The organism is Geotoga petraea (assembly GCF_900102615.1).
Taxonomy (GTDB): Bacteria; Thermotogota; Thermotogae; order Petrotogales; family Petrotogaceae; genus Geotoga; species Geotoga petraea.
The window spans coordinates 1-21,651 of record NZ_FMYV01000004.1 but is presented as its reverse complement, the minus strand read 5'-3'; the positions used below and the strand labels follow the sequence as shown (position 1 = coordinate 21,651).

Sequence of the window (21,651 nt, the reverse complement as noted above, 5' to 3'; positions counted from 1 at the left end):
CTTTTTAGTATGTTAAATACCTAATAATCTTTTTATTTTATTTTGATCAAAACCAACAATAGTCTTGTTCCCGATTTCTATTACTGGGACACCCATTTGCCCAGTTTTTTTTATCATCTTTTCGGCTGCTCTCTTATCTTTTGATACATCATAATCCTTAAATTGTAATCCCAACTCCTTAAAATACCTCTTTGCTCTTTTACAATGAGGACAGCTTGGAGTGCTATAAATTGTAATTTTAGTATGTTGCATAATTCACGACCTCCTTATACCTATGTGTGGTATTTTTAAAATTATATCAGAAAAAATATATAATTTTTTTAAAATAATGTAAAACGTTAATAGTAAAATATTGAAGAAAATTAAAACCAGAAAGGTAGAGATGTTTAAATGATTTATGAATATGATAAAAAAATAAATGAAGTAAAAAAAGAAGTCAAAGAAAAATATACAGAATATACAATAAAAGCGCCATATGAAGAAAAGTTTCATAAAGAGAATGAAAACATGATTTTTAGAGTATTTGAAAATAAAAAAAGTTTAAAAGGGGACATAGTTTTTATTCATGGTATAGGCCCAAATAATATTAAATATCTTCAATGGTACGCGGAATATTTTAGTAAAAAAGGATACAGAACAACAATGACTATCTTGCCTTACCACTATAAAAGAAAAAATTCTGATCTGATAGATGGAGAGCCTTTTTATTCTGCAGAACCAGACAAATGTATCCAATTATTTCATAATGCTGTAAAGGATATAAGAAAAACTATTGATTATATCTCTAATTTTGATGGTTTTGATAATAATAAACTTCACTTGATGGGAGTGTCTTTTGGAGGAATTATCGGGACTTTAGTTTTAGCTTTGGATGATAGAATAAATAAGGGTATATTAACTATAACTGGAGGGAACTGGAGATGGATTAACTTTCATTCTCCTTACACAGATAAAGTTAGAGAAGAATATAGAACAAAAGGTAACGCTTATGGGTGTAATGGAGAGGAATTTTGTGCCAAAAATTTTAGAAGCGATGCACAAAAATTTGTCAAAGATAATTTCAACAGTGTGGATGATATTTTCACGAAATCGCCGATACCTTGTTATGCATATGATCCATTGTCTTTTGCCCCGTTTGTGGAAAATAAAGTTTTATATATCCAAGGTAAGTATGATAAAATAATTCCAAAGAGGGCGTCTGAAGATTTATATGAAATGTTTCCGAACGCTAAAAAGAAAGTTTTTCCAGCGGGCCATAAATCATCTATATTGTTTAGAAGAAATATTGCAAGGTGGGCCATAAACTTTATAGAAAACGAGTGAATGAAATGAACAAAGGTACTTATATATTATATATAAAAATTGAAAGAGATTTTTCTTTCAGAACATCGAAAAAATTGTTCAAGATCAAGAGAGGGATATACGTTTATGTAGGATCAGCTTTAAAAAACTTACATCAAAGAGTTGGAAGACATATTTCTTATAAAGAGGGAAAATACAAAAAGCATTGGCATATAGATAATTTACTTGAAAACGGAGAAGTTATAAGAGTGGTTCTAATTCCAGACGGAAAGTATAGAGAAATAGAAATATCAAAACTTTTTAACTCTGAGTTTTCACCTGTTAAAGGGTTTGGAGCTTCTGATATAAAAGAACTTGATTCTAATCTATATAAAATTGATAATCTTGAAAAAGCTTTTGATTTAATAAAGAAAATAAATTAAAGCCCTTGAATTAATCAAGGGCTATTTATAATCATTTTTTATATATGAGGTCTACTGAAATACTTGAGTTGGGGTTCATCTTGATCTTAATATTTATTTCACCTTTTTTAGAATCGTTTATTAGCGTATCGTAATCATCATTCACAGAGTAATCATCCAACTGTATATTAGCCGATTTTTCAGAAATCAATACCCATTTGTAATCATCCGAGTGGTTTGTTAAGTTGATATTTCTTTGAGTCATCCTTGTTTCATTATTTATTTTTACATCTGAAATAATGTTATTGGAATAGTAAAAGTTCCAACTTTTATCCATGTTTAGCACAATTGATTCACCGATCGAATAGGAATCTATGTTGATTTTGTTTAATGGAACAGTTTCATTATCAAATTTTTCGTTAATCCACAATTTACCTTGTGGTATTTCTATACCCAGGCCGTTTTCTTTAGTGTTCTCTATATGACGAATTATGTAAGGATTGGCATTTTGAGTTGTATAGGGAAGTGGTATTTCAAGGTAATCCTCAAAAAGAAGAATTTTTCTTGTATCTATATTTATGACAGATTTGTCAGAATTTATATCTAAATTACCTAAATCGAGTGTATAAATATTTTGAACTATGTCTTCCTGGAAATCATAAGATTTTGATTCTGCTGCTATGTTTCTTGTCATCAAGCTAAAATTCTGGATATTTTCTTGAAGGTAATCGTTAATCAAATAAACTCTCGAATTTTCAAGAGTTTCTGCACCCGATATTTCAACATTTTTTGTGAATTTTCCATCGGGGTATAATTCATAAATCATACTCCAACTAGCCTTTTTATATGTTGCAACTAAAACATTTTGCTTTGCGTAAATAGACAAATGTTTAGAATTTTTTATAAATGGAAAGTTTTTTTTATCTGTAGTGGCCCATTTTCCAAGATTAGAGTTGTAGAACAATATTTTGTTGCTATCAACCACTTCAAAAATATTATCTTCAATTTCTTTTATTTCACCTGTAAATTGATCTAAATCCACTAAATTAAAACTGAAGTTGTATTTATTTGTTTTAATACTCCATTTTTCACTACCTTCCACCCATAAAATATTTTCATCTTCTGACATTATGTGATCTCCTGGTTTCATTTCTTCAAAATTCACTATCGCATCTTTAAAAATCAGACTCAAAGGATTTGAAAAAGCTAAAAATGAAATAGTTAAAACCATTAAAAATGTGAGTTTTTTCATTAAAAATCCCCCCTTTTATCATTTAATTACATTATAACAAATTAATTTAAAAACTTATTAAAAGTTTTTATATATGGTATAATCTTTTGTGTTTTTAAATCTTCTCGGAGGTGTTTTTTATGAAAAAAGTTGCTTTGATTGGATTTGGTGCGGCAGCTATTGGGTTTTTAAAAGGGATGATAGATAATGGTAATATTAAAGATTATGAAGTAGACGTTTATGAAATGGGAAGAGATATTGAAAATTCTGGATTTGGTGGTCTAAAATACGATGGGAAATTATTCATATCAAAAAATATGGGTGGAGATTTAGAAATACCGACTAATATTCAGAGAGAAATTGTAGAATTTTTTCTTGAAAAGGCTGATATGATAAGTTATGAAAACGGGAAAAAGGTTTATAAGAAAGATATAGAACATGGATTATCTTTTGATGATGAAGATCTCTTTAAAAAGTTTTATAATGAAGGTTTTGAACCAGTAAAATCGGAATTTTTTCATATTGGGACCGATGCATTAGCTGACACAGTTAAAAAAATATACCAGGATTTTGAAAAAGAAGAAAATATAAATTTTCATTTTAACTCAAAAATAGAAAAGATCAATAAATTCGAAAGCCATTATACTATAAACAACATAAACAAAAATTATGATCACCTAATTTTGGCAGTTGGAAGAAGGGGACACAAGCTTGTTAAATCTTTGATTGCACAAGAGCCTAAAATAGTTTTATCAAACAATAAGGTAGATTTGGGGGTGAGATTCGAACTTCCAGATCATGTTGTTCAAGAACTAAACGATAAAATGTATGAATTTAAGTTAAGATTGAAAACCAAAACTGGATATACCGTAAGAACATTTTGTAATAACCCTTCAGGAGAAGTCACGTTAGAGAAATACGATGATTTCGTAACTGTGAATGGTCACGCAAAGGCGAATAAAAAAACTAAAAATACGAATTTTGCGATATTAGTAACTCATTCGTTCACACAACCATTTAATGACCCAATAGGTTATGGCTCATATATTTCTAAGTTATCTAACATTTTATCTGGTGGAGAAAAGGTAATTCTCCAAACTTATGAAGATTTTTATAATTCTAATAGAACTAAAAAGGTAGGAAGAGTTGAACCAACACTATCAGATGATTCTTATATTTTGGGCGACTTAAATTTGGTCTTTCCAAGAAAAACTGTTGAGTCTATAATTGATTTTATGGAAAGGCTAAATGAAGTGATTCCGGGAATAACTTATCCAGATAATCTTTTATATGGTGTAGAAGCGAAATTTTATGGAAATAAAGTGGACAATAGCTTATTTGATAACCTCAAAATAATAGGGGATTCTTCTGGTTGGACAAGATCAATTACTTATGCTGCAGCTCATGGATATCTAATATCTAACACTTTATGAATGACTTTTAAAAGCCCCAAATTTGGGGCTTTTAAAAATTTGTGAATTAATTATTATTAACTGTAATAATAGGTAAAAATAAATTAACTGTTAGGTTATTAACAGTTATTTTTTTTATGAGAAAATATTATCGATTTTGATGTATCGATTTTGATATATTTATAATGAGAATTTTTTCACAATAGGGGGGGTAAAAAATGAATAAGAAAAGTATAGTGGAAACATACATACTGAAATTTTTATCAAAAAAAGGGAAAGCCTCAGGATACGATTTAATTAAAAGTTCAAAAGATAAAAATATCATAATATCTACGGGATCTATTTATCCCAAGTTAAAAGATCTGAAAGATAGAAAAATAATAGACTTTGAAATTAATGGAAGAAAAAAAGAATATTTTCTAACATCAAAAGGTAAAAAGTATATAGACAAACTTAATAATAGTGATCAAGTTAATGATTATTTCAATAAAATAAAGCTTATATCTGAATGTAATTGTGCCAATGTTTCAGTAGAATTTAGGGAAGCAATTAACGAATTAATCAAATTATTTTCTTTTGCAGATTGGAACGGCCAAGATGATCTTAAAAAAATTAAGAATAAATTGAATTTTTTAAAAGATAAAATTGAAAATAAATTATTAGAAGAGGTGAAAGAATGAAAATAGTTATAGTTGGAGGAGTAGCAGGTGGTGCTACTGCGGCGGCAAGATTAAGAAGATTGTCAGAAGATGCTGAGATAATAGTTATAGAAAGAGGAGAATATATTAGTTTTGCTAATTGTGGGTTACCTTACCACATAGGAGGAACTATTGAATCAAGAGAAGAGTTATTGTTAGAAACCCCTGAATCATTTTTAAAAAAGATAAATGTCGAAGTCAGAAACCATACAGAAGCTTTATCAATAGATAGAGAAAATAAAAAAATATTGGTTAGAGATAGAAAAAATATGGAAGATTATAATTTAGATTATGATTACTTGATTTTATCCCCTGGAGCAAATCCATTTGTACCACCTGTTGAAGGATTTGACAAAGAAGGGGTCAAGACATTAAGAAATGTTAATGACATGGATAAAATAATTAATTATATAGAAGAAAATGAGGTTAAAAATGCGGTTGTCGCTGGTGGAGGTTTTATTGGTGTAGAAATGGCTGAAAACTTGACGGAAAGAGGTATTCGAGTTTCATTAATTGAAACGGCTGATCAAATAATGAATACAGTTGATTTTGAAATTGCTTCAATAATTCAAAATCATATGAAAGAACACGGGGTTAATCTAATAATGGGAAATGCCATAGAAAAAATAGAAGGCGATAAAGAATTTATTGTGAAACTTTCCAACCATAAAGAGATAAAGACCGAATTAGTCATTTTGTCAATTGGAGTTAGAGGAGAAATAAAATTAGCCATTGAAGCTGGGTTAAAGATAGGTAGAAAAGGTATAACTGTTGATAGGCATATGAGGACTTCAGATAAGAATATCTTTGCTATTGGGGACGCTGTTGAAATACAACATCTTATAAGCGGAGAAAAAACAAATATTCCTTTAGCAGCACCAGCAAACAAACAAGCAAGGATAGTTGCAAATAACATTATTAAAAATAACAGTGAAGAGTATAAAGGCAGTATTGGTACATCTATTGCGAAAGTATTTGAAATGGCAATTGGTTCTACAGGATTGAATGAAAAACAATTACAAGCTATGGGAATAGACTATATATCCTCGATTACAAATTCTAAAAACCATGCTGGTTATTATCCTGGCGCATCACTTTTAACAACAAAGCTACTTTTCAAAAAAGATGGGAAAATACTTGGTGGACAAGTCGTTGGAAAAAACGGAGTAGATAAAAGAATTGATGTTCTTGCCACTGCGATTAGCGGTAACATGACAGTTAGTGATTTAACAGATATAGATTTTGCTTATGCACCTCCTTTTGGATCAGCAAAAGATCCTTTAAATGTAGCTGGATACGTTGGAGAAAATATTTTGAATGGAGAGATTGAAACAATAGAATGGAATGAGTTAGAAGATTTAGAAAATTTTGTTTTGATAGATGTGAGAAATCGAGATGAAATAAACGAGAAAAACATAATTGGGTTAAAAAATGAAATAAATATTCCTTTCCCAAAGTTGAGAGAAAAATTAGATACTTTAGATAAAAATAAAACATATATAACATACTGTACACTTGGAATGAGAGGTTATTTTGCATACAGAATATTGAAATTGAACGGATTCAAAGTAAAAAATCTTAATGGTGGATTTACTGTTTATGCCAATGCAAAAAAAGCTGAGATAATGTTGAAAAATTCATAAAAAAAGAAAGCCAATTAATTTTGGCTTTCTTTTAATATTTTTTCCATTTGCACATGTGGTATTCCAGCTTCATAGAAAAATTCGTCAGATAAAGATTCAAAACCTAAAGATTTGTAGAAATCGATAGCGTTTTTTTGTGAGTTCAAAATCAATTTTGAAACTTTCTTTTTGCCAGCCTCATTTTCAATGTTTTCCATGATTTCTTTTCCAAAACCTTTACTCCTTTGTTCTTTGATAACTGCAACTCTTTCTACTTTCCATGTATCTTTATCTATATAACGTACTCTTGCAGTAGCAACAGGGGTGTTTTCATATAGCCCTAAAAAATGAATGCAAGCAGGATCAAGCCCATCTAATTCTTCTTCTACTGGAACTTTTTGTTCTTTTATAAAAACTTCATTCCTAATATCATAAGCTAATTTAAAAAATTCAAAATCTTTGAATAAAAATGTGAAAACTGATAAAGCCATTATAAATACCTCCGTTTTTTAATAAATTATAACATACATTTTATTGACAATTTACTATTATTATAATATAATAAAATTACCTATTACTCAGTTTTGGGATTTACCCATTACTTAGTTTTAGGAATATGAATTTAGGAGGAAACAATATGTCAAGAGGATTAGAAAATGATGTGACAAAAGGAATCGTTGAAGAATTTCAAATTAACGAAAAAGACACGGGGTCAGTAGAAGTACAAGTGGCTTTACTTTCTGCAAGAATCAAACACATTACCGAACATTTAAAAAAACACCCAAAAGATTTCCATTCAAGAAGAGGTTTAATGTCAATGGTTGGTAAAAGAAGAAAGATGTTAAAATACTTGAAAAAAGGAAAACCAGAGTTATATCAAGAATTAATTAAAAAACTTGGAATAAGAGGATAATTTTTAAAGCGGGGCTAAAAGCCCCGCTTTATTTTAATAAATACTGCTAATTATGGTAGAATATATAAGAATAGATATTAATTAAGAGGTGAAAATTAAATGAAAAAATGGGAAAAAGAAATTTTCGGAAGAAAATTATCTATTGAACACGGTAAAATGGCAAAACAATCATTGGGTTCAGTTGTATTAAATTTCAACGAATCGACAATTTTAGTAACTGCAAATGCGAGTGAAAAGCCAAAACCAGGTACAGATTTCTTACCTTTAACAGTAGATTTCAAAGAAAAATTCTATGCTGTAGGTAAGATCCCAGGAGGATTTGTTAAAAGAGAAGGAAGGCCAAGTGAAGAAGCAATATTATCTTCAAGATTAATAGATAGACCTATTAGACCTTTATTTCCAAAGAATTTTCACAATGAGATTCAAGTGATATCTACAGTTTTTGCAATGTTAAGTGATGACAGCATTGAAACTTGGAGTATTACTGGAGCATCATTAGCACTAAACTTATCACCAATTCCTTTTAATGGGGTTGTAGCAGGCGTAAGAGTTGGTTATGTGGATGGGAAATATGTTGTATTTCCAACTCAAGAAGAATTAGAAAAATCAAAAATGGATATAATCGTAGCAGGAACAAACGAAGCAGTAACCATGGTTGAAGGCGAATCTTTAGAAGTTACTGAAGATGAAATGGTGGATGCTTTGATGTTTGCACATGATGCCATAAAGGAAATTATAAAATTTGAAGAAGAAATTATAAAAGATTTCAACATTGAAAAATGGGAGGTTGAAGAACCAGAATGTCCAGAAGAATTTTTAAACGATTTTGAAAAACTAATAGATGAGGAAGAAATAATTAAAAGATTGTTAGTTGATGGAAAGAAAAATAAAGATAAAAATTTAGCTGAATATAAAAAATCAATTTTCGAAAAATTTGAAGAAGAATATTTAGATAAATGGTCAGAATCTTTCTATAACGAGAAAAAAGGTTTCTTAAACGAAAAATATGAAGAAATTTTTAAAAATACAATGAGAAGATCTATCCTTGATGAAAACAGAAGGGCTGATGGAAGAGGAGTAGATGAAATAAGACCCATTGAATGTGAGACAGGCCTTATTAACAGAGTTCATGGTTCAGCTTTATTCACAAGAGGTGAAACACAATCACTTGGTATTGTCACCTTGGGAGCTCCAATGGATGTGCAAATGGTAGATACTATTTTTTCTGATGAAGATAAAAGATTTATGTTGCATTATAATTTCCCACCATATGCAACAGGTGAATCAAAGCCATTAAGAGGACCAGGAAGAAGGGAAATTGGGCATGGACACTTAGCTGAAAGAGCGCACAAAAATTTAATTCCAAGTGAAGAAGAATTCCCATACACAATCAGAATGGTTTCTGAAATATTAGAATCTAACGGTTCTTCATCAATGGCTTCTGTATGTTCTGCTTCATTAGCTATGATGGATGCTGGAGTACCTTTAAAGAAACATGTTGCTGGTATAGCAATGGGGTTGATATTTGAAGAGGATAAAAATGTTGTTCTAACAGACATCTTAGGAATTGAAGACCATTTAGGGGATATGGATTTCAAAGTAACTGGAACAAGAGAAGGAATAACAGCTTTCCAAATGGACGTTAAAGTTGATAAAGTCACCAGAGAAATAATGAAAGTGGCTTTAGAAAAAGCCAAAATTGCAAGAAATCATATTTTAGATTTAATGTATGATGCTATTCCTGAACCTAAAAAAGAAGTTTCAAAATTTGTACCAAAAATAAAAACTGTTCAAATTCCTCAAAAGAAAATTGGAGACGTAATTGGTCGTGGTGGAGAAGTTATCAAAAAAATAATGGAAAATTACACAGTAGAAGTATTTATAGATGACAGTGGATTGGTAAAGGTAACAGGTTTTGACACTGATAAAATTGATCAAGCAATTAATCATATAAAAAATCTTACCACTGATGTTGAAAGAGGAAATATATTTGAAGGTAAGGTAACAAGAATAGAAAAATATGGATTATTTGTAGAAGTTTTGCCAGGTAAAACAGGATTATTGCATGCTTCTAATATGAAACCTAAGCCAACTGAATTTAAACTTGGGCAAAAAGTACAGGTAAAAGTTTTAAAAGTTGAAGGACCAGGTAAATTCCAATTAGAATTATTAGAAGAACCAAAAGAAGAAAAGGATGGAGGTCAATAAGATTGTTTAAAGTAAATAAATTAAAAAATGGATTAACTCTTTTATTGTTGAAAAGGAAGACAATGAGAAGTGCCTCCGTATCTTTTTGTGTAAAATCTGGTTCTGTTCATGAAGAAAATAATATTGCCGGTGTGTCTCATTTTATTGAGCACACCGTTTTTAGAAAAACTAAAACAAGAAATATAAAAGAAATCAAAAAGCCTTTAGAAGAAGTTGGAGGTTCATTAAACGCCTTCACAGCAAGAAATCTCACTCTTTTTTATTCTAAGGTTCCGAGTAGAAATATAAACATAGCTATTGAAATCCTATCAGACTTAACATTCAATGCTTCTCTTGAAAAAGACGATATAGAAAAAGAGAAGAAAGTTATATTAGAAGAAATTGCAATGTACGAAGATGATCCAGTTGATCAAATTTTTGAAAATCTTTTCAAAAATGTGTATGATGAAAATTTTGGTAGACCTATAATAGGTTATAGAGATACAGTTAAAAATATGGATGAAAAAACCCTTAGAGAGCATTATTCAAAAAACTTTATTCCTGCAAACACAATAGTTTCAATAGTAGGGAATTTTGATGAAGAGGAAGTAATTAGATACTTAGAATCAATGGAAATTAACAGAGATTCAAAAGAGCCAAACAAAATTTTAAGCCCAAATATATCAAAAGAAGAGATAAATGTAGTAAAAAAGAAAAAAGATCTATCTCAAAACTACTTAGTTTATGCTTACGAAGCTCCACCAAAATATAGTAAAGACTATTATGCAACACTTGTGTTGAATACCATGATGGGTAGTGGGATGAGTTCGCTGCTTTTTACCAACATTAGAGAAGAAGCTGGTTTAGTATATGAAGTAGCTTCTGATTACAATTCTTATAATGACAGTGGTTTATTTATGATATATGCGGCAACATCTGATGAGAATGTTGAAAAATATAAAGAAAAAATCGATGAAATTACAAAAGAGATTTATAAACGCGAAGATTTAGAAGACTGGGTGAATTATGGGAAACAAAGACTTATAGGTAAAATGACAATTGATATAGAAACAAACATGGCGTATGGTATGAAGATATTAGATTTATATTTGACATATGGTAAAATTGTTAATATAGATGAAATAGTAAAAAAAATTGAAGAAGTTTCTTTAGAAGATGTCGTAAGAGTATCGAAAGGTATTTTTAGTAATAATAAATTCGTATCTGAGTTGAACCCGGAAAAATAATAAAGGGGGCTTACTATGAAAAAAATATATATATCTGATGTTAATCCAGGTATGGTAATAGCAGAAGATATTGCTAGAAATTCAATAATTTTATTATCTGAGGGAAATGTGTTAACTGCGAAAGACATTGATAAATTAAAAAAATATGGTGTAAAGGAAGTTTTCGTGTACGATGAAGAAGATTTTACAATGGAAAGCAAAATCAACATACAATTTCCTGAACTACCTCCTGTAGTGCCCAATAAAAAATATAAAAAATGGTCTGATCAGTTTGAAAAAGTAATTGATATAACAAAACTTGATCAAAGTGACGAACAACTAAACCAGATTTCCGAAGACATTTACAAATCCTTTTTAGAAAAAGAAGATGTTGTGTTAAATCTTTTCCATAACATAGGTTCGGAAGCATTGTCTGCTCATAGTATAAATACCGCGATTATTTCTTCTATTATATCAGTAAAATTGAATATGCCTTTTGTTTTTACAAATCAGTTATTGAAAGCAAGTCTTTTACATGACATTGGTTACAGTTTAATTGGAGAAAGGGTGATCTTCGATTACGGGCATATCGACGATAAAATAGTGAAATCTCATGTTATATCTGGATATAACGCATTAAAAAACATGAAGGATAAGATATCTAAAGAAGTCATAGATGCCGTTTTTAATCATCATGAAAGATTTGATGGTACAGGAATATTGATGAAAAAAAAGGGAGACCAAATAAATCCGTTGGTTAGGATTTTGCAAATAGGAGATGCTTACGACGCGTTAATCGAATCAGAGCAAACTCCATATGAAGCTATTAGTTACCTTCTTAAACAATCAGGAAAAATGTTTGACCCTTATTATGTAAGTACTTTATTCTCAATAACAGGGTTATATCCCACCGGTACACAGGTTTTACTTAATAACGGTGATGTTGCCACAGTTGTTAAAAAAGGGAAGGCATCTGTTTTTCCCATTGTCAACGTAGATGGAGAAATTGTTGAAACCGGTTCTAATTCTGGTATATATATAAAAGAAGTTATTAAATCTTGAATCTCTTTGTATCAGTAGATAAAATAGAGCCTTGGAAATATATTTTAAATGCGAACATCCCTGAGTTAAAATTATCAAAAGGGATTATCATAACAGAAAAAATAAAAGAAAACCTTTTAAAAAAGGGAATTTTTGTTATACCAATTATAAAAAACAGTGCAATTGAATACGCTGTTTTGAGAAATGAACTTGTAGAGCAATCATATAACAAAGTAAAAGAATTTTGGAGTAGTTTATACGAAAAACAAAAAATTGATAAAGACCAATTTATAGATGTTTCACAAGATATAGCTGAATCGATTATAGATAATTTTGATGATGATGTAATATACATACCGTTGAAAAAATTACAAAATTTTGACGAATACACTTATACTCATTCTTTAAATGTTTCTATAGTGGCTACTTTAATCACAAAAGCAATGGGTTTTGATAATTTTCTTGTAAAAAAAGTTTCTTTATCTGCTTTACTACATGATATTGGAAAATCAAAAATAGATATTAACCTCATAAATGCTCCAAGAGGATTAACTAAAGAGGAATTTGAGCAAATAAAAAATCACGTGAAATACGGCAAAGAAATTTGCTATGAACAAGGTATAGATGATGAAAACATAATTTCTGGTATTCTTTATCATCATGAAAGATTCGATGGAAGAGGGTATTTAAGCCGTCTAAAAGAAGAAGAAATTCCTATTTTTGGAAGAATAATAGCTATTGCAGATGTATATGATGCTTTAACATCTAAAAGAAGTTATAAGGGGTGTTGGAATAACTACAAAGCGGTTTCTCATATAATTCAAAATTCTACAAAAATGTTTGATCCTGATTGTGTATCTGCATTTGTTAAGGTTTTTGGTATATATCCTCCAGGCACCAAAGTTCTTTTAAGTGATTATAGAATAGCTACAGTAATAGCAAGTAAAAAAGATAATGAATTACAGCCTTTACTTCAGATTGGAAATCAAATTGTTGTTGATTTAGCTTCTGAGAAGAGCTACATTTTAAAAGTTTTATAAGGAGCAATAAAAATGAAAAACATGTCAGAAAGTCTTGAAAACTATTTAAGAGCAATTTATATATTACATATTGATGGAAAAATACCGAGAATAAAAGATATTTCAAAAATGCTTGATGTTAGGGATGCATCTACTGTTGAAGCTATTAAAAGACTTGAAAAATCCGGAATGATTACACATGAAAAATATGGATATATAAATCTAAATGAAAAAGGACTTGCCTATGCTGAGAGGGTATACAGAAAATATATTACATTGATAGACTTTTTTGTCAATATACTTAATCTTTCCAAAGAAGAATCTTATAAATTATCATGTGGTATAGAGCATCACATGACAAAAGATTTTTTTACTTCATTAGAGGCGATGATGCTTTTCATAAAAAGGAATCCTATAGAATATACAAAGATGAAACAGTTTATCAAAAAATACTCAAATGAAATGCCTCATGTTTTTAGGACCACTCTTGAAGAGGTAGAAGAAGGAGAAGAGATAAAAATAATTAGTTTATCTGGAAGTGAAGATAAAAAACAACAACTTCTAAAACTTGGAATTTATCCAGGATTATCTCTCATATTGAATAAAATTAAAGATAATTATATTGAACTTTATTTAAAAGGGAAAAATATTTTGATTGAAAAAGAGAATGCAAAATTCATTATTGTAGAATAGGAGGATAGAAAAAATGCTATCTAAAGTAAAAAAAGCTGTAGAGTATATTAAAAACCAAACAGATGAAAAACCTTTAATAGGATTGATTTTGGGATCAGGTTTGGGCTATCTTGCAGACAAAGTAGAAAATTCAAAAGAAATTAAATATGAGGATATTCCTTTTTTCCCAAGTTCAACTGTGAAAGGCCACGAAGGGAAAATGGTGATAGGTAATTTGGAGGGTATCCCAGTTATAGCATTAAAAGGTAGATTTCATGCTTATGAAGGAATAAATATAAAAAAAATATCCTTTCCTATATACATAATGAAAGAACTGGGAGTTAAAGGTTTGATATTAACAAATGCTGCAGGGGGTATAAACAGAACATATAGTCCTGGAGACATAGTTGCAAATATTGATTATATAAACCTTTCAATGAAAAATCCTTTGATCGGTCCAAATTATGAAGAATTAGGGCCAAGATTTGTTCCAATGGCAAATCCTGTAGATAAAAAATGGCTGGATTCTATTATTGAACAAGCCTCTAATATAGATATAAAAATTAAGAAAGGTACATACGCCTGGTTTTTAGGGCCAACATACGAAACACCAGCTGAAATCAAAATGGCTGAAAAATTTCAAGCCGATTTAGTAGGAATGTCTACAATGCCAGAAGTTATTGCGGCAAATCATGCAGGGATTAGGGTTGTTTCGTTTTCTGCATGTACAAATATGGCAGCTGGAATACTGCCAGAACCTTTAAATCATGAAGATGTGATGAAAGTTACAGATAGGATAAAGCCTAAATTTGAAAATGTTGTGAAGATAGCCTTGAAAATGTTTTAAGGAGGGTAAAATGAGAGATAAAATTATAGAAGAAATCAAAAAAGCAGATACTATAATGATTGCTGGGCATATAATGCCTGATGGAGATGACATTAGCTCTGTATCGTCTTTGACATATGGTTTAACTATGTATGGGAAAAAAACAGTTGGAATAATAGATGATGAAATCCCTGAGTATCTCGAAGAATTCAAATTCGTTAAAAAATACATAAGAGATTTTGATTGCGCTAAAAAAAATCCTTCAGACTTGATAATAATTGTAGACGCTTCTTCTCCTGACAGAGTAGGAAGAGTACAAGAACTTTTTGAATATAGAAGAGTAATTGTTATTGATCATCACGCTACTAATACAAACTTTGGGAACATTAATTGGATAGATCCAAGTTATGCATCAACAGCTCAAATGGTAAAAGAAGTTTTAGAAGGATTAGATGTGAAATATAATTCTGAGTTAGCTACAATGAATTTGACTGGAATAGCAACAGATACAGGGTTCTTTAGATATTCAAATACCGATCAAAAAGTTTTTAGAGACGCGGCAGATTTGATCGAAAAAGGCGCAGAACTTAGCAAAATAACTAACTCAGTTTTAGAAAATAAACCTATTGAAAATTTACTGTTGTTAAAAGACGTGATAGATGAAATGGAATTTTATAACGATAATAAAATCGTTATATCTCATGTGAAGCTGGATATGATTGAAAAATACAATATTTTACCAAAAGATATCCCTCCTTTTGTTGGGGATTTAAGATCATTAAAGGGTGTTGAGGTTGCAGTTATGTTCAATGAACATGAAAAAGGAGTTTTTCATGTTTCTATGAGGTCAAAGGAATGGTTTGATGTTTCAAAAATAGCCTTTGAAATGGGAGGAGGAGGCCACCCAAGAGCTGCAGGGTTCTCTTCGGATAAACCTCTCGAAGAATTGAAAAATATTACGTTATTAAAAATCAAAGAGGTCTTTGAAAAAAAATGATTTATATTTTTCTGTTTTTTATTTGGATGGTATTAATTGGAGATTTCTCTGATTTTTCAATAATAATTGGAATCTTTTTTGTGGTTTTATCAAATTTAATAACTGGGATTTTCTTTGAAAGAAAAATAAAAGGCATGGTAGAAATTTTGATTTCTACCATTGGTTCTATTTTGAACATGTATAAAACGGCATTTCAATTTATACCTTTAATTTTTAAAAAACATTACTCAGGATTAACTTTTATTGATCTAAAAGGAAAAACAGATGTAGAAAAAGTAGCGATAGCAGACGCTATAACATTAACTCCAAAAACATTGTTCGTTGATGTTGATGATGATAACGATAATTTGATAATACATAGAGTAGAGAATACTCCTGAAAAAGCTCATTCATCTAAAGGAGTTTGGGAAGGTGATCTATTTGAATAACTATGTTTTAAATCAAATTTTGATAATCATTCCTTTTTTTCTAACTTTAATAAAATTATTTATGGGCCCAAATCAATGGGAAAGGCTTTTGGCATACACCTCATTTTCTTCAAAAATTACAGTTATAATGTTATTATATATTTTCTATACTGATCAATTTTTTTTGCTTGATATGATTATTATTTTCTCACTTTTGAATGTTTGGGGAGTTTTAATTGCCACTAAATTTTTAGAGAAGGGAAGGTAAAAAAATGATATCAGATATTTTATTTTATATTGGAATTTTTTTCTTCTTTATAGGTAGTATAGGTATGTTAACTATGAAAGATTTTTACACAAGGGTTCAATCAGCTGGAATAGCTGATACTATTGGAATATTTACAATACTCCTTTCATTTATGATAAAAAGCCCAGATAATATAGGAAAACTAGTATTGATAGCTTTATTAATACTTATAATTGAACCTGTTATTTCACATATTCTTGCATGGGGAGCTTCAAGAAGTGACATAAAAGTAGGCGGAAAGAAAAAATGATGATATTTAACTATTTTCTAATGACAGTAATAGTGGTGGTTGCTTTATACATATCATTAATCAAAAATCACATAAATGCGCTGTTAGCATACGGGATTTTTGGAGCTGCATTGTCAGCTATTTTTTTTATTCTAAACGCTCCAGATGTTGCAATTGTTGAAATAACAGTTGGAGCTGCATTTATTTTTTTCATATATCTCATTGCAATGAAAAAAGTTGGTAAAATAAAAGTATATTACGTTTTAACTCCTTATTTAGTGGAAAAAAAACAAAATACTTTAACAGGGTTCGAGTTTTATATTATTGATAAATTTGTTGAATTAAAAGGTTTAGAGGTTGAATATATTCAAGTTGAAGAGAATGAAGCTATAGAAAAATTAGAAAAAGATGGAGATGTTTTAATAGGTGGACATACTAACACAGGTGAAAAGAATATAATTACATCAAAAGAAATTTTGCCAACTAAGATATTATCTGTAGGAAACCCAAAAATATCTTCATATGGTTTATTTGAAGATGACAAAGATATGAAAAATGATTTAGAGAATTTCAATGATGACTTCCTAATAGATCTTATAAGATATAAATATTTATTATATTTAGGAAAGACATTTGAGAATAATGAAATAGGAGAATATAAAACGTCTGGTTATAAATTTGTTTTTAACTCAAAGAATGAATTTTTGAAAGAAGAATTTGATGAATTTATCGATGATTTAAAAAAGAATAGTCAAGAAGAATATCAAGAAATGATTAGGAGGTATATAGGATGATAAGAAAAATTCTTTCTATTATTTTGTTGACTTCTATTTTTTTTCTTTTTGTATTAAATGTAGATTTTGGAAGTTCTACTTCCTCTTTTACACCTGAGCTGATAACAAGAGAGAATGGTTCTCAAAACATGGTTTCGTCTATAGTTTTAGATTTTAGGCTGTTTGATACATTCTTTGAAGTGTTGGTATTTACAATAGCTATAATTGGGGTGTCTTTTTACATGGAAAAACTTCCAGAATATAAAGGAGAAGATACAATAGTATCTTCTCCTGTAATACAAATAATGACGCCTATACTCTTCCAAATAATAGTAATGATTTCACTATATATAGCTTTAACAGGGCATTTGGGGCCTGGTGGTGGTTTTGCGGCAGGAGTTATGATGGGTACAGGATTAATAGGAGTATCTTTTGTGAAACCCATGGACGAAATAGAAGACATTTTTAAAAAATCCAAAATAGAAAAATTTAAAATATTATCTCCGTTATTTATAATAATATACGGGATAATGGGTGTTTTATGGGGGGATGCTTTCTTCGCAAATTTCCCTTTTACAGGTAAAACTGGAGAACTATTGAGTGGTGGATCGGCAATTTTACTCAATTTTGTTATAGGTTTTGAAGTATTTGCAGGTACATGGACAATTTTATATAAATTTATAAAACACAGGGGGTTATTATGAGTTTATATCAAATCCTTTCATTCTTAGTTTTCATAATAGGTCTTTTTGGAGTTATTAACCAAAAAGATATGATACTAAAACTTTTAAACTTAGGAACAATACAATCCGGAGTTGTTCTACTCTTTATAACAATATCTTATAATGGCCATTCTCCAATAATAACTCCAGGGATTGAAACTTATTCTGATCCATTAATACATTCATTTCTCTTGACTGTTATTGTTATAGGTTTTGCAAACCTATCCTTGATGTTGGTTTTCTTAATGATTTTATCTAGTAAGATAAAGACTTATCAGATAGACGAAATCGAAAGAAAAATAAAATGAATTTTTTTATTCTTACTCCATTAATATTTTTTTCAACTTCCATATCTCTTTTTTTCTTATATAAACATAAATATTTTCTAATAAATTTAACTTATATCTCTACTTTTATGTTATTGATATTTTCGAAATATCAATCTTTTGTTTTGGGAGATTATGGAAGAAATATAGGTATTCAACATGTTCTAGAATATGAGAATAAATTAATACTTGTATTTTTTTTCTTGCTCTCTTTTTTAACATACACAATATTCTTCTTAAAAAAAGAAAAGTATTTTTTAATGATTTTTATGATTTTAAATGGAGCAATAATAAACTTCTTTTTAAGTAGAGATTATTTTAATATTTATGTCAGTCTTGAACTAATATCAATGTCCCTATTCTTGTTAGTTGCTTTTGATAGAGAGGTAAAAAAAGTCTGGGCCTCTTTAAAATATATGATCTTTTCCAGTATAGCCTTGAATTTTTATTTGATAGCTATTGCGATACTATATTCAAATACAGGTACATTAAATTTGATAGAAAATCTTAGCTTTGAAAAACCATTATTTTTTCATACATTTCTAATAACTAGCCTATTGATAAAATCAGGTGTTTTCTTTTTATCTGGTTGGGTTTTAGATGTACAAACTCATTCTGTCCCTGGAATATCTGCAATATTAACTGGTGTTGTAGAAAAGATGGGGCTATGGTTGATCTTTTTATTGTATCCTACGATGAATGATGGAATAAAAAATTATTTAACAATTTTTGCATTGATAACCCTTTTTTTAAGCTATTTATATCTCATTTTCCAGAAAAAAATTAAAAAAGTTTTTGCTGTATCAACAATGTCACAGGTTAGTTATGGATTACTTATAATAATTTTTTCCAGAGATTTATTTGTATATTTTTTTATATACCATATGATAACAAAAGGTATTATATTTATTTTAATAGATAAAATCTTCACAGAAAAAAACATTATCTATATAAAAAATATGAAAGAAAAAATAATTAGATATGACACATATTTGATGATATTTATATTATTATTCAATCTCACAGGAGTCTATCCTTCTATACTATATCTACTAAAAAAGAATATAGGTTATACATTATTCCTAAATTCAATAATATTTTTAGTTGGGATATTTTTTGGAAAAATAATAAGCAATCTGAATATAACTGAAAAGGCAAAAAAAATGAACAATATTATAATTCCATTATCTTCATTACTTATAATCATAAATTTATATTTACAATCAGAAAATATTTATGAATCTATAATAGGTTTCATATTTTTTATTTTTGGGTTTGTTATTTATAAAATATTCAAAGAAGAATCATTTGAAAAAGATTTTTCAATTTTTGACTTTGATAAAAATTTATACTATATATACACCTTCGTTTTAATAAGTATGATATTTGAACTAAAAGGAATGATCTAAATTGTTTTTATTTGCCGCTTTAATCCCGTTTTCAATTGGAATAATTCAATATCTATATCCAAAGAAAACTAAAGAATTTTCAATAGTAAATTATTTATTTACAATATTAATAATAACATTCTCTAAACCTCAAAGCCTATATCTATCTTCCAATAATATATTCAACGGAATTGAGTTAGAATTCAACATTGAAATAAAATTATTATTGATATTAATGAACATATTTTTTATGATAATTTTTTTCAAATCATATAAAAAATATTCTAAAATATTCATTTTACTATGGTTCATGTTGAATGGTTCTTTAAACACTTTTTTTACTACAAGAGATTTTTTTAATATATATGTACATTTAGAGCTAATTTCAATGTTGATCTTTCTTCTCATAGCTTTAGATAGAGATGAAAAAAAGATTTGGGCCTCATTGAAATATATGTTTTTAAGTTCAATAGCTTTTGAAATATATCTTATTGGTGTTGCGATCATTTATAAAGATACAGGAAGTATAAACATAAATTATGTAATAAATCATGGTAATATATCCCAGCTTGCTTTAGAATTTATCATAGTGGGGGTTTTGATTAAATCTGGCTTTTTCTTTATTTCAGGTTGGCTTGAAAATGCCCATGGAGAAGCTGTTTATGGAATATCACCTATATTATCTGGAATAATAGTAAAACTTGGATTGGCAATTATTTTTCTTATAATTCCACTTTTAAATGCTCAAAACAGAGAATTGCTTATTACTTATGCATACATAAGTTCAATAATGGGTGGAGTATTTATGGTCCTTGAAAAAAATTTGAAAAAAATGTTGGCATATTCGACCATGGTCAGTACTTCATATATGTTAATTGTTATAATTCAAAATCCAAATTCATTTTTTTACTTTTTTATAACTGATATGTTTATAAAAGGATTCTTGTTTATGGGAGCTGACGAAATAAAATCCATCACCAAAGAAAAAGTAATAAAAAAAATAAAAAAAACAAAAATACCTTTATCTTTATATGTGCTAATAGTACTTAATTTATTTTTGATAACTGGGATTTATCCATCGATCATAAACAATATAAAATATGAATTAATAATTAATAACAATATTTTGTATGTTGGTTATTTTCTATATGGTGCTTTTGTGTATAAGATATTAAAAAATTTATCATTCAATAAAACATTTAATTTTAATTATTGGTATGCCTATATAATTACTTTCTCATTCTTAATTTCGTCTTTTTTTATACTTGATTTTCATATAAAAGAATTTTTTATAGAAATAGTGTTATTTATATTAGGTGTTTTATCATACAGGATGATAGAAAAATCAGAAAAAATCAAAAAAATCGATTTATCAGTTGTTCATAAGTTTGACTTTACTATTATTTATCAGATAACCATACTGCTTATAATACTTATTATAAACACTTAAAGTAATTGATTAACAATAAATTGTAATTTTATTTACCATACGTTCATTGACAAAACAAGCGATAATGTGATAATATTATCTTCGGCTTTCGAAGCCGAAGGAAGAAGAAAGAAAAGAAGCTCTTTGACAAGTGGATAGAGGCCAAGCCAAGAAAGAAAAGATGTCAAGTGTAAGAAACAGTCAGTGACTGAGAAGACAGGAAAAAGGACTGGAAGAAGGGTTTGATCCTGGCTCAGGGTGAACGCTGGCGGCGCGCCTAACACATGCAAGTCGAACGGAGAAAGGGGAGCTTGCTCCTTGAGTATCAGTGGCGAACGGGTGAGTAATACGTAGGGACCTACCTCACGGACAGGGATAGCTACTGGAAACGGTAGGTAAGACCGGATAATATCGAGAGATAAAAGCAGAGAAGCGCCGGGAGAGGGGCCTACGACCCATCAGGTAGTTGGTAGGGTAAAAGCCTACCAAGCCGACGACGGGTAGCCGATGTGAGAGCATGATC

The 21,651-nt window shown here is 29.1% G+C and carries 24 protein-coding genes and 1 rRNA gene; 22 read left to right on the top strand and 3 right to left on the bottom strand.

Going from position 1 to position 21,651, the window contains the following annotated elements:
* Positions 1–12 precede the first annotated feature (12 nt).
* Entirely contained in the window at positions 13–252 is a 240-nt protein-coding gene (locus BLS00_RS05250) for a glutaredoxin family protein (protein ID WP_091403412.1), read from the bottom strand.
* A 138-nt stretch (positions 253–390) separates the two neighbouring features.
* Between BLS00_RS05250 and BLS00_RS05245 the strand changes: the two genes are divergently transcribed.
* Together BLS00_RS05245 and BLS00_RS05240 are read left to right on the top strand one after the other, a co-directional pair.
* Positions 391–1,323, top strand: a complete 933-nt coding sequence (locus tag BLS00_RS05245) for an alpha/beta hydrolase (protein ID WP_091403411.1) — start codon at positions 391–393, stop codon at positions 1,321–1,323.
* Between the two features lie 5 nt (positions 1,324–1,328).
* The gene (locus BLS00_RS05240; protein WP_091403409.1) at positions 1,329–1,724 is read left to right on the top strand and encodes a GIY-YIG nuclease family protein; all 396 of its coding nucleotides are present in this window, start codon (positions 1,329–1,331) and stop codon (positions 1,722–1,724) included.
* 31 nt (positions 1,725–1,755) lie between these two features.
* Here BLS00_RS05240 and BLS00_RS05235 read toward each other — a convergent pair whose 3' ends face one another.
* Positions 1,756–2,955: a hypothetical protein gene (locus BLS00_RS05235; protein ID WP_091403408.1), complete on the bottom strand. Its 1,200-nt coding sequence runs from the start codon at positions 2,953–2,955 to the stop codon at positions 1,756–1,758.
* Between the two features lie 119 nt (positions 2,956–3,074).
* Between BLS00_RS05235 and BLS00_RS05230 the strand changes: the two genes are divergently transcribed.
* The 3 genes from BLS00_RS05230 (at position 3,075) to BLS00_RS05220 (ending at position 6,687) form a co-directional block, all read left to right on the top strand.
* The gene (locus BLS00_RS05230; RefSeq protein ID WP_091403406.1) at positions 3,075–4,367 is read left to right on the top strand and encodes an NAD(P)/FAD-dependent oxidoreductase; all 1,293 of its coding nucleotides are present in this window, start codon (positions 3,075–3,077) and stop codon (positions 4,365–4,367) included.
* Positions 4,368–4,564: 197 nt separating this feature from the next.
* On the top strand, positions 4,565–5,026 hold the full coding sequence (locus BLS00_RS05225; protein WP_091403405.1) for a PadR family transcriptional regulator: 462 nt from the start codon (positions 4,565–4,567) through the stop codon (positions 5,024–5,026).
* A complete protein-coding gene (locus tag BLS00_RS05220) occupies positions 5,023–6,687 on the top strand; it encodes an FAD-dependent oxidoreductase (protein WP_091403403.1) in 1,665 nt (554 codons plus the stop codon). The genes BLS00_RS05225 and BLS00_RS05220 overlap by 4 nt, the downstream gene beginning before the upstream one ends.
* Positions 6,688–6,701: 14 nt before the next feature.
* Here BLS00_RS05220 and BLS00_RS05215 read toward each other — a convergent pair whose 3' ends face one another.
* On the bottom strand, positions 6,702–7,157 hold the full coding sequence (locus tag BLS00_RS05215; protein WP_091403402.1) for a GNAT family N-acetyltransferase: 456 nt from the start codon (positions 7,155–7,157) through the stop codon (positions 6,702–6,704).
* A 146-nt stretch (positions 7,158–7,303) separates the two neighbouring features.
* Here BLS00_RS05215 and rpsO point away from each other — a divergent pair, with 146 nt between their 5' ends.
* The 17 genes from rpsO to BLS00_RS05130 all read left to right on the top strand — a co-directional run.
* Positions 7,304–7,579, top strand: a complete 276-nt coding sequence (gene rpsO, locus BLS00_RS05210; RefSeq protein WP_091403400.1) for a 30S ribosomal protein S15 — start codon at positions 7,304–7,306, stop codon at positions 7,577–7,579.
* Between the two features lie 99 nt (positions 7,580–7,678).
* Complete coding sequence (locus tag BLS00_RS05205; RefSeq protein WP_091403399.1) at positions 7,679–9,787, top strand: polyribonucleotide nucleotidyltransferase; 2,109 nt, start codon at positions 7,679–7,681, stop codon at positions 9,785–9,787.
* Positions 9,788–9,789: 2 nt separating this feature from the next.
* Complete coding sequence (locus tag BLS00_RS05200) at positions 9,790–11,013, top strand: M16 family metallopeptidase (RefSeq protein ID WP_091403397.1); 1,224 nt, start codon at positions 9,790–9,792, stop codon at positions 11,011–11,013.
* Between the two features lie 15 nt (positions 11,014–11,028).
* A complete protein-coding gene (locus BLS00_RS05195) occupies positions 11,029–12,054 on the top strand; it encodes a cyclic di-GMP phosphodiesterase (protein ID WP_091403396.1) in 1,026 nt (341 codons plus the stop codon).
* Positions 12,051–13,073, top strand: a complete 1,023-nt coding sequence (locus BLS00_RS05190; protein WP_176759848.1) for an HD-GYP domain-containing protein — start codon at positions 12,051–12,053, stop codon at positions 13,071–13,073. The genes BLS00_RS05195 and BLS00_RS05190 overlap by 4 nt, the downstream gene beginning before the upstream one ends.
* 12 nt (positions 13,074–13,085) lie before the next feature.
* Complete coding sequence (locus tag BLS00_RS05185) at positions 13,086–13,745, top strand: metal-dependent transcriptional regulator (protein WP_091403393.1); 660 nt, start codon at positions 13,086–13,088, stop codon at positions 13,743–13,745.
* A 13-nt stretch (positions 13,746–13,758) separates the two neighbouring features.
* On the top strand, positions 13,759–14,571 hold the full coding sequence (locus tag BLS00_RS05180; RefSeq protein WP_091403391.1) for a purine-nucleoside phosphorylase: 813 nt from the start codon (positions 13,759–13,761) through the stop codon (positions 14,569–14,571).
* Positions 14,572–14,581: 10 nt separating this feature from the next.
* Entirely contained in the window at positions 14,582–15,547 is a 966-nt protein-coding gene (locus BLS00_RS05175) for a DHH family phosphoesterase (protein ID WP_091403389.1), read from the top strand.
* Entirely contained in the window at positions 15,544–15,975 is a 432-nt protein-coding gene (locus BLS00_RS05170) for a Na+/H+ antiporter subunit E (protein WP_091403388.1), read from the top strand. Before BLS00_RS05175 ends, BLS00_RS05170 begins: the two co-directional genes overlap by 4 nt.
* 61 nt (positions 15,976–16,036) lie before the next feature.
* Entirely contained in the window at positions 16,037–16,222 is a 186-nt protein-coding gene (locus tag BLS00_RS10905) for a monovalent cation/H+ antiporter complex subunit F (RefSeq protein WP_375338214.1), read from the top strand.
* A gap of 4 nt (positions 16,223–16,226) precedes the next feature.
* Positions 16,227–16,511: a monovalent cation/H(+) antiporter subunit G gene (gene mnhG, locus BLS00_RS05160; RefSeq protein ID WP_091403385.1), complete on the top strand. Its 285-nt coding sequence runs from the start codon at positions 16,227–16,229 to the stop codon at positions 16,509–16,511.
* Entirely contained in the window at positions 16,508–17,284 is a 777-nt protein-coding gene (locus tag BLS00_RS05155) for a hydrogenase subunit MbhD domain-containing protein (RefSeq protein ID WP_091403383.1), read from the top strand. Before mnhG ends, BLS00_RS05155 begins: the two co-directional genes overlap by 4 nt.
* Positions 17,281–17,967 (top strand): MnhB domain-containing protein, encoded by a 687-nt coding sequence (locus BLS00_RS05150; protein WP_091403381.1) that lies wholly within the window; start codon positions 17,281–17,283, stop codon positions 17,965–17,967. Before BLS00_RS05155 ends, BLS00_RS05150 begins: the two co-directional genes overlap by 4 nt.
* The gene (locus BLS00_RS05145; protein WP_091403380.1) at positions 17,964–18,293 is read left to right on the top strand and encodes a cation:proton antiporter subunit C; all 330 of its coding nucleotides are present in this window, start codon (positions 17,964–17,966) and stop codon (positions 18,291–18,293) included. The genes BLS00_RS05150 and BLS00_RS05145 overlap by 4 nt, the downstream gene beginning before the upstream one ends.
* A gap of 107 nt (positions 18,294–18,400) precedes the next feature.
* Entirely contained in the window at positions 18,401–19,720 is a 1,320-nt protein-coding gene (locus BLS00_RS05140; RefSeq protein ID WP_176759847.1) for a proton-conducting transporter transmembrane domain-containing protein, read from the top strand.
* A 1-nt stretch (position 19,721) separates the two neighbouring features.
* A complete protein-coding gene (locus BLS00_RS05135) occupies positions 19,722–21,149 on the top strand; it encodes a proton-conducting transporter transmembrane domain-containing protein (protein ID WP_091403377.1) in 1,428 nt (475 codons plus the stop codon).
* Between the two features lie 209 nt (positions 21,150–21,358).
* A 16S ribosomal RNA gene (locus BLS00_RS05130) occupies positions 21,359–21,651 on the top strand; the annotation flags it as partial.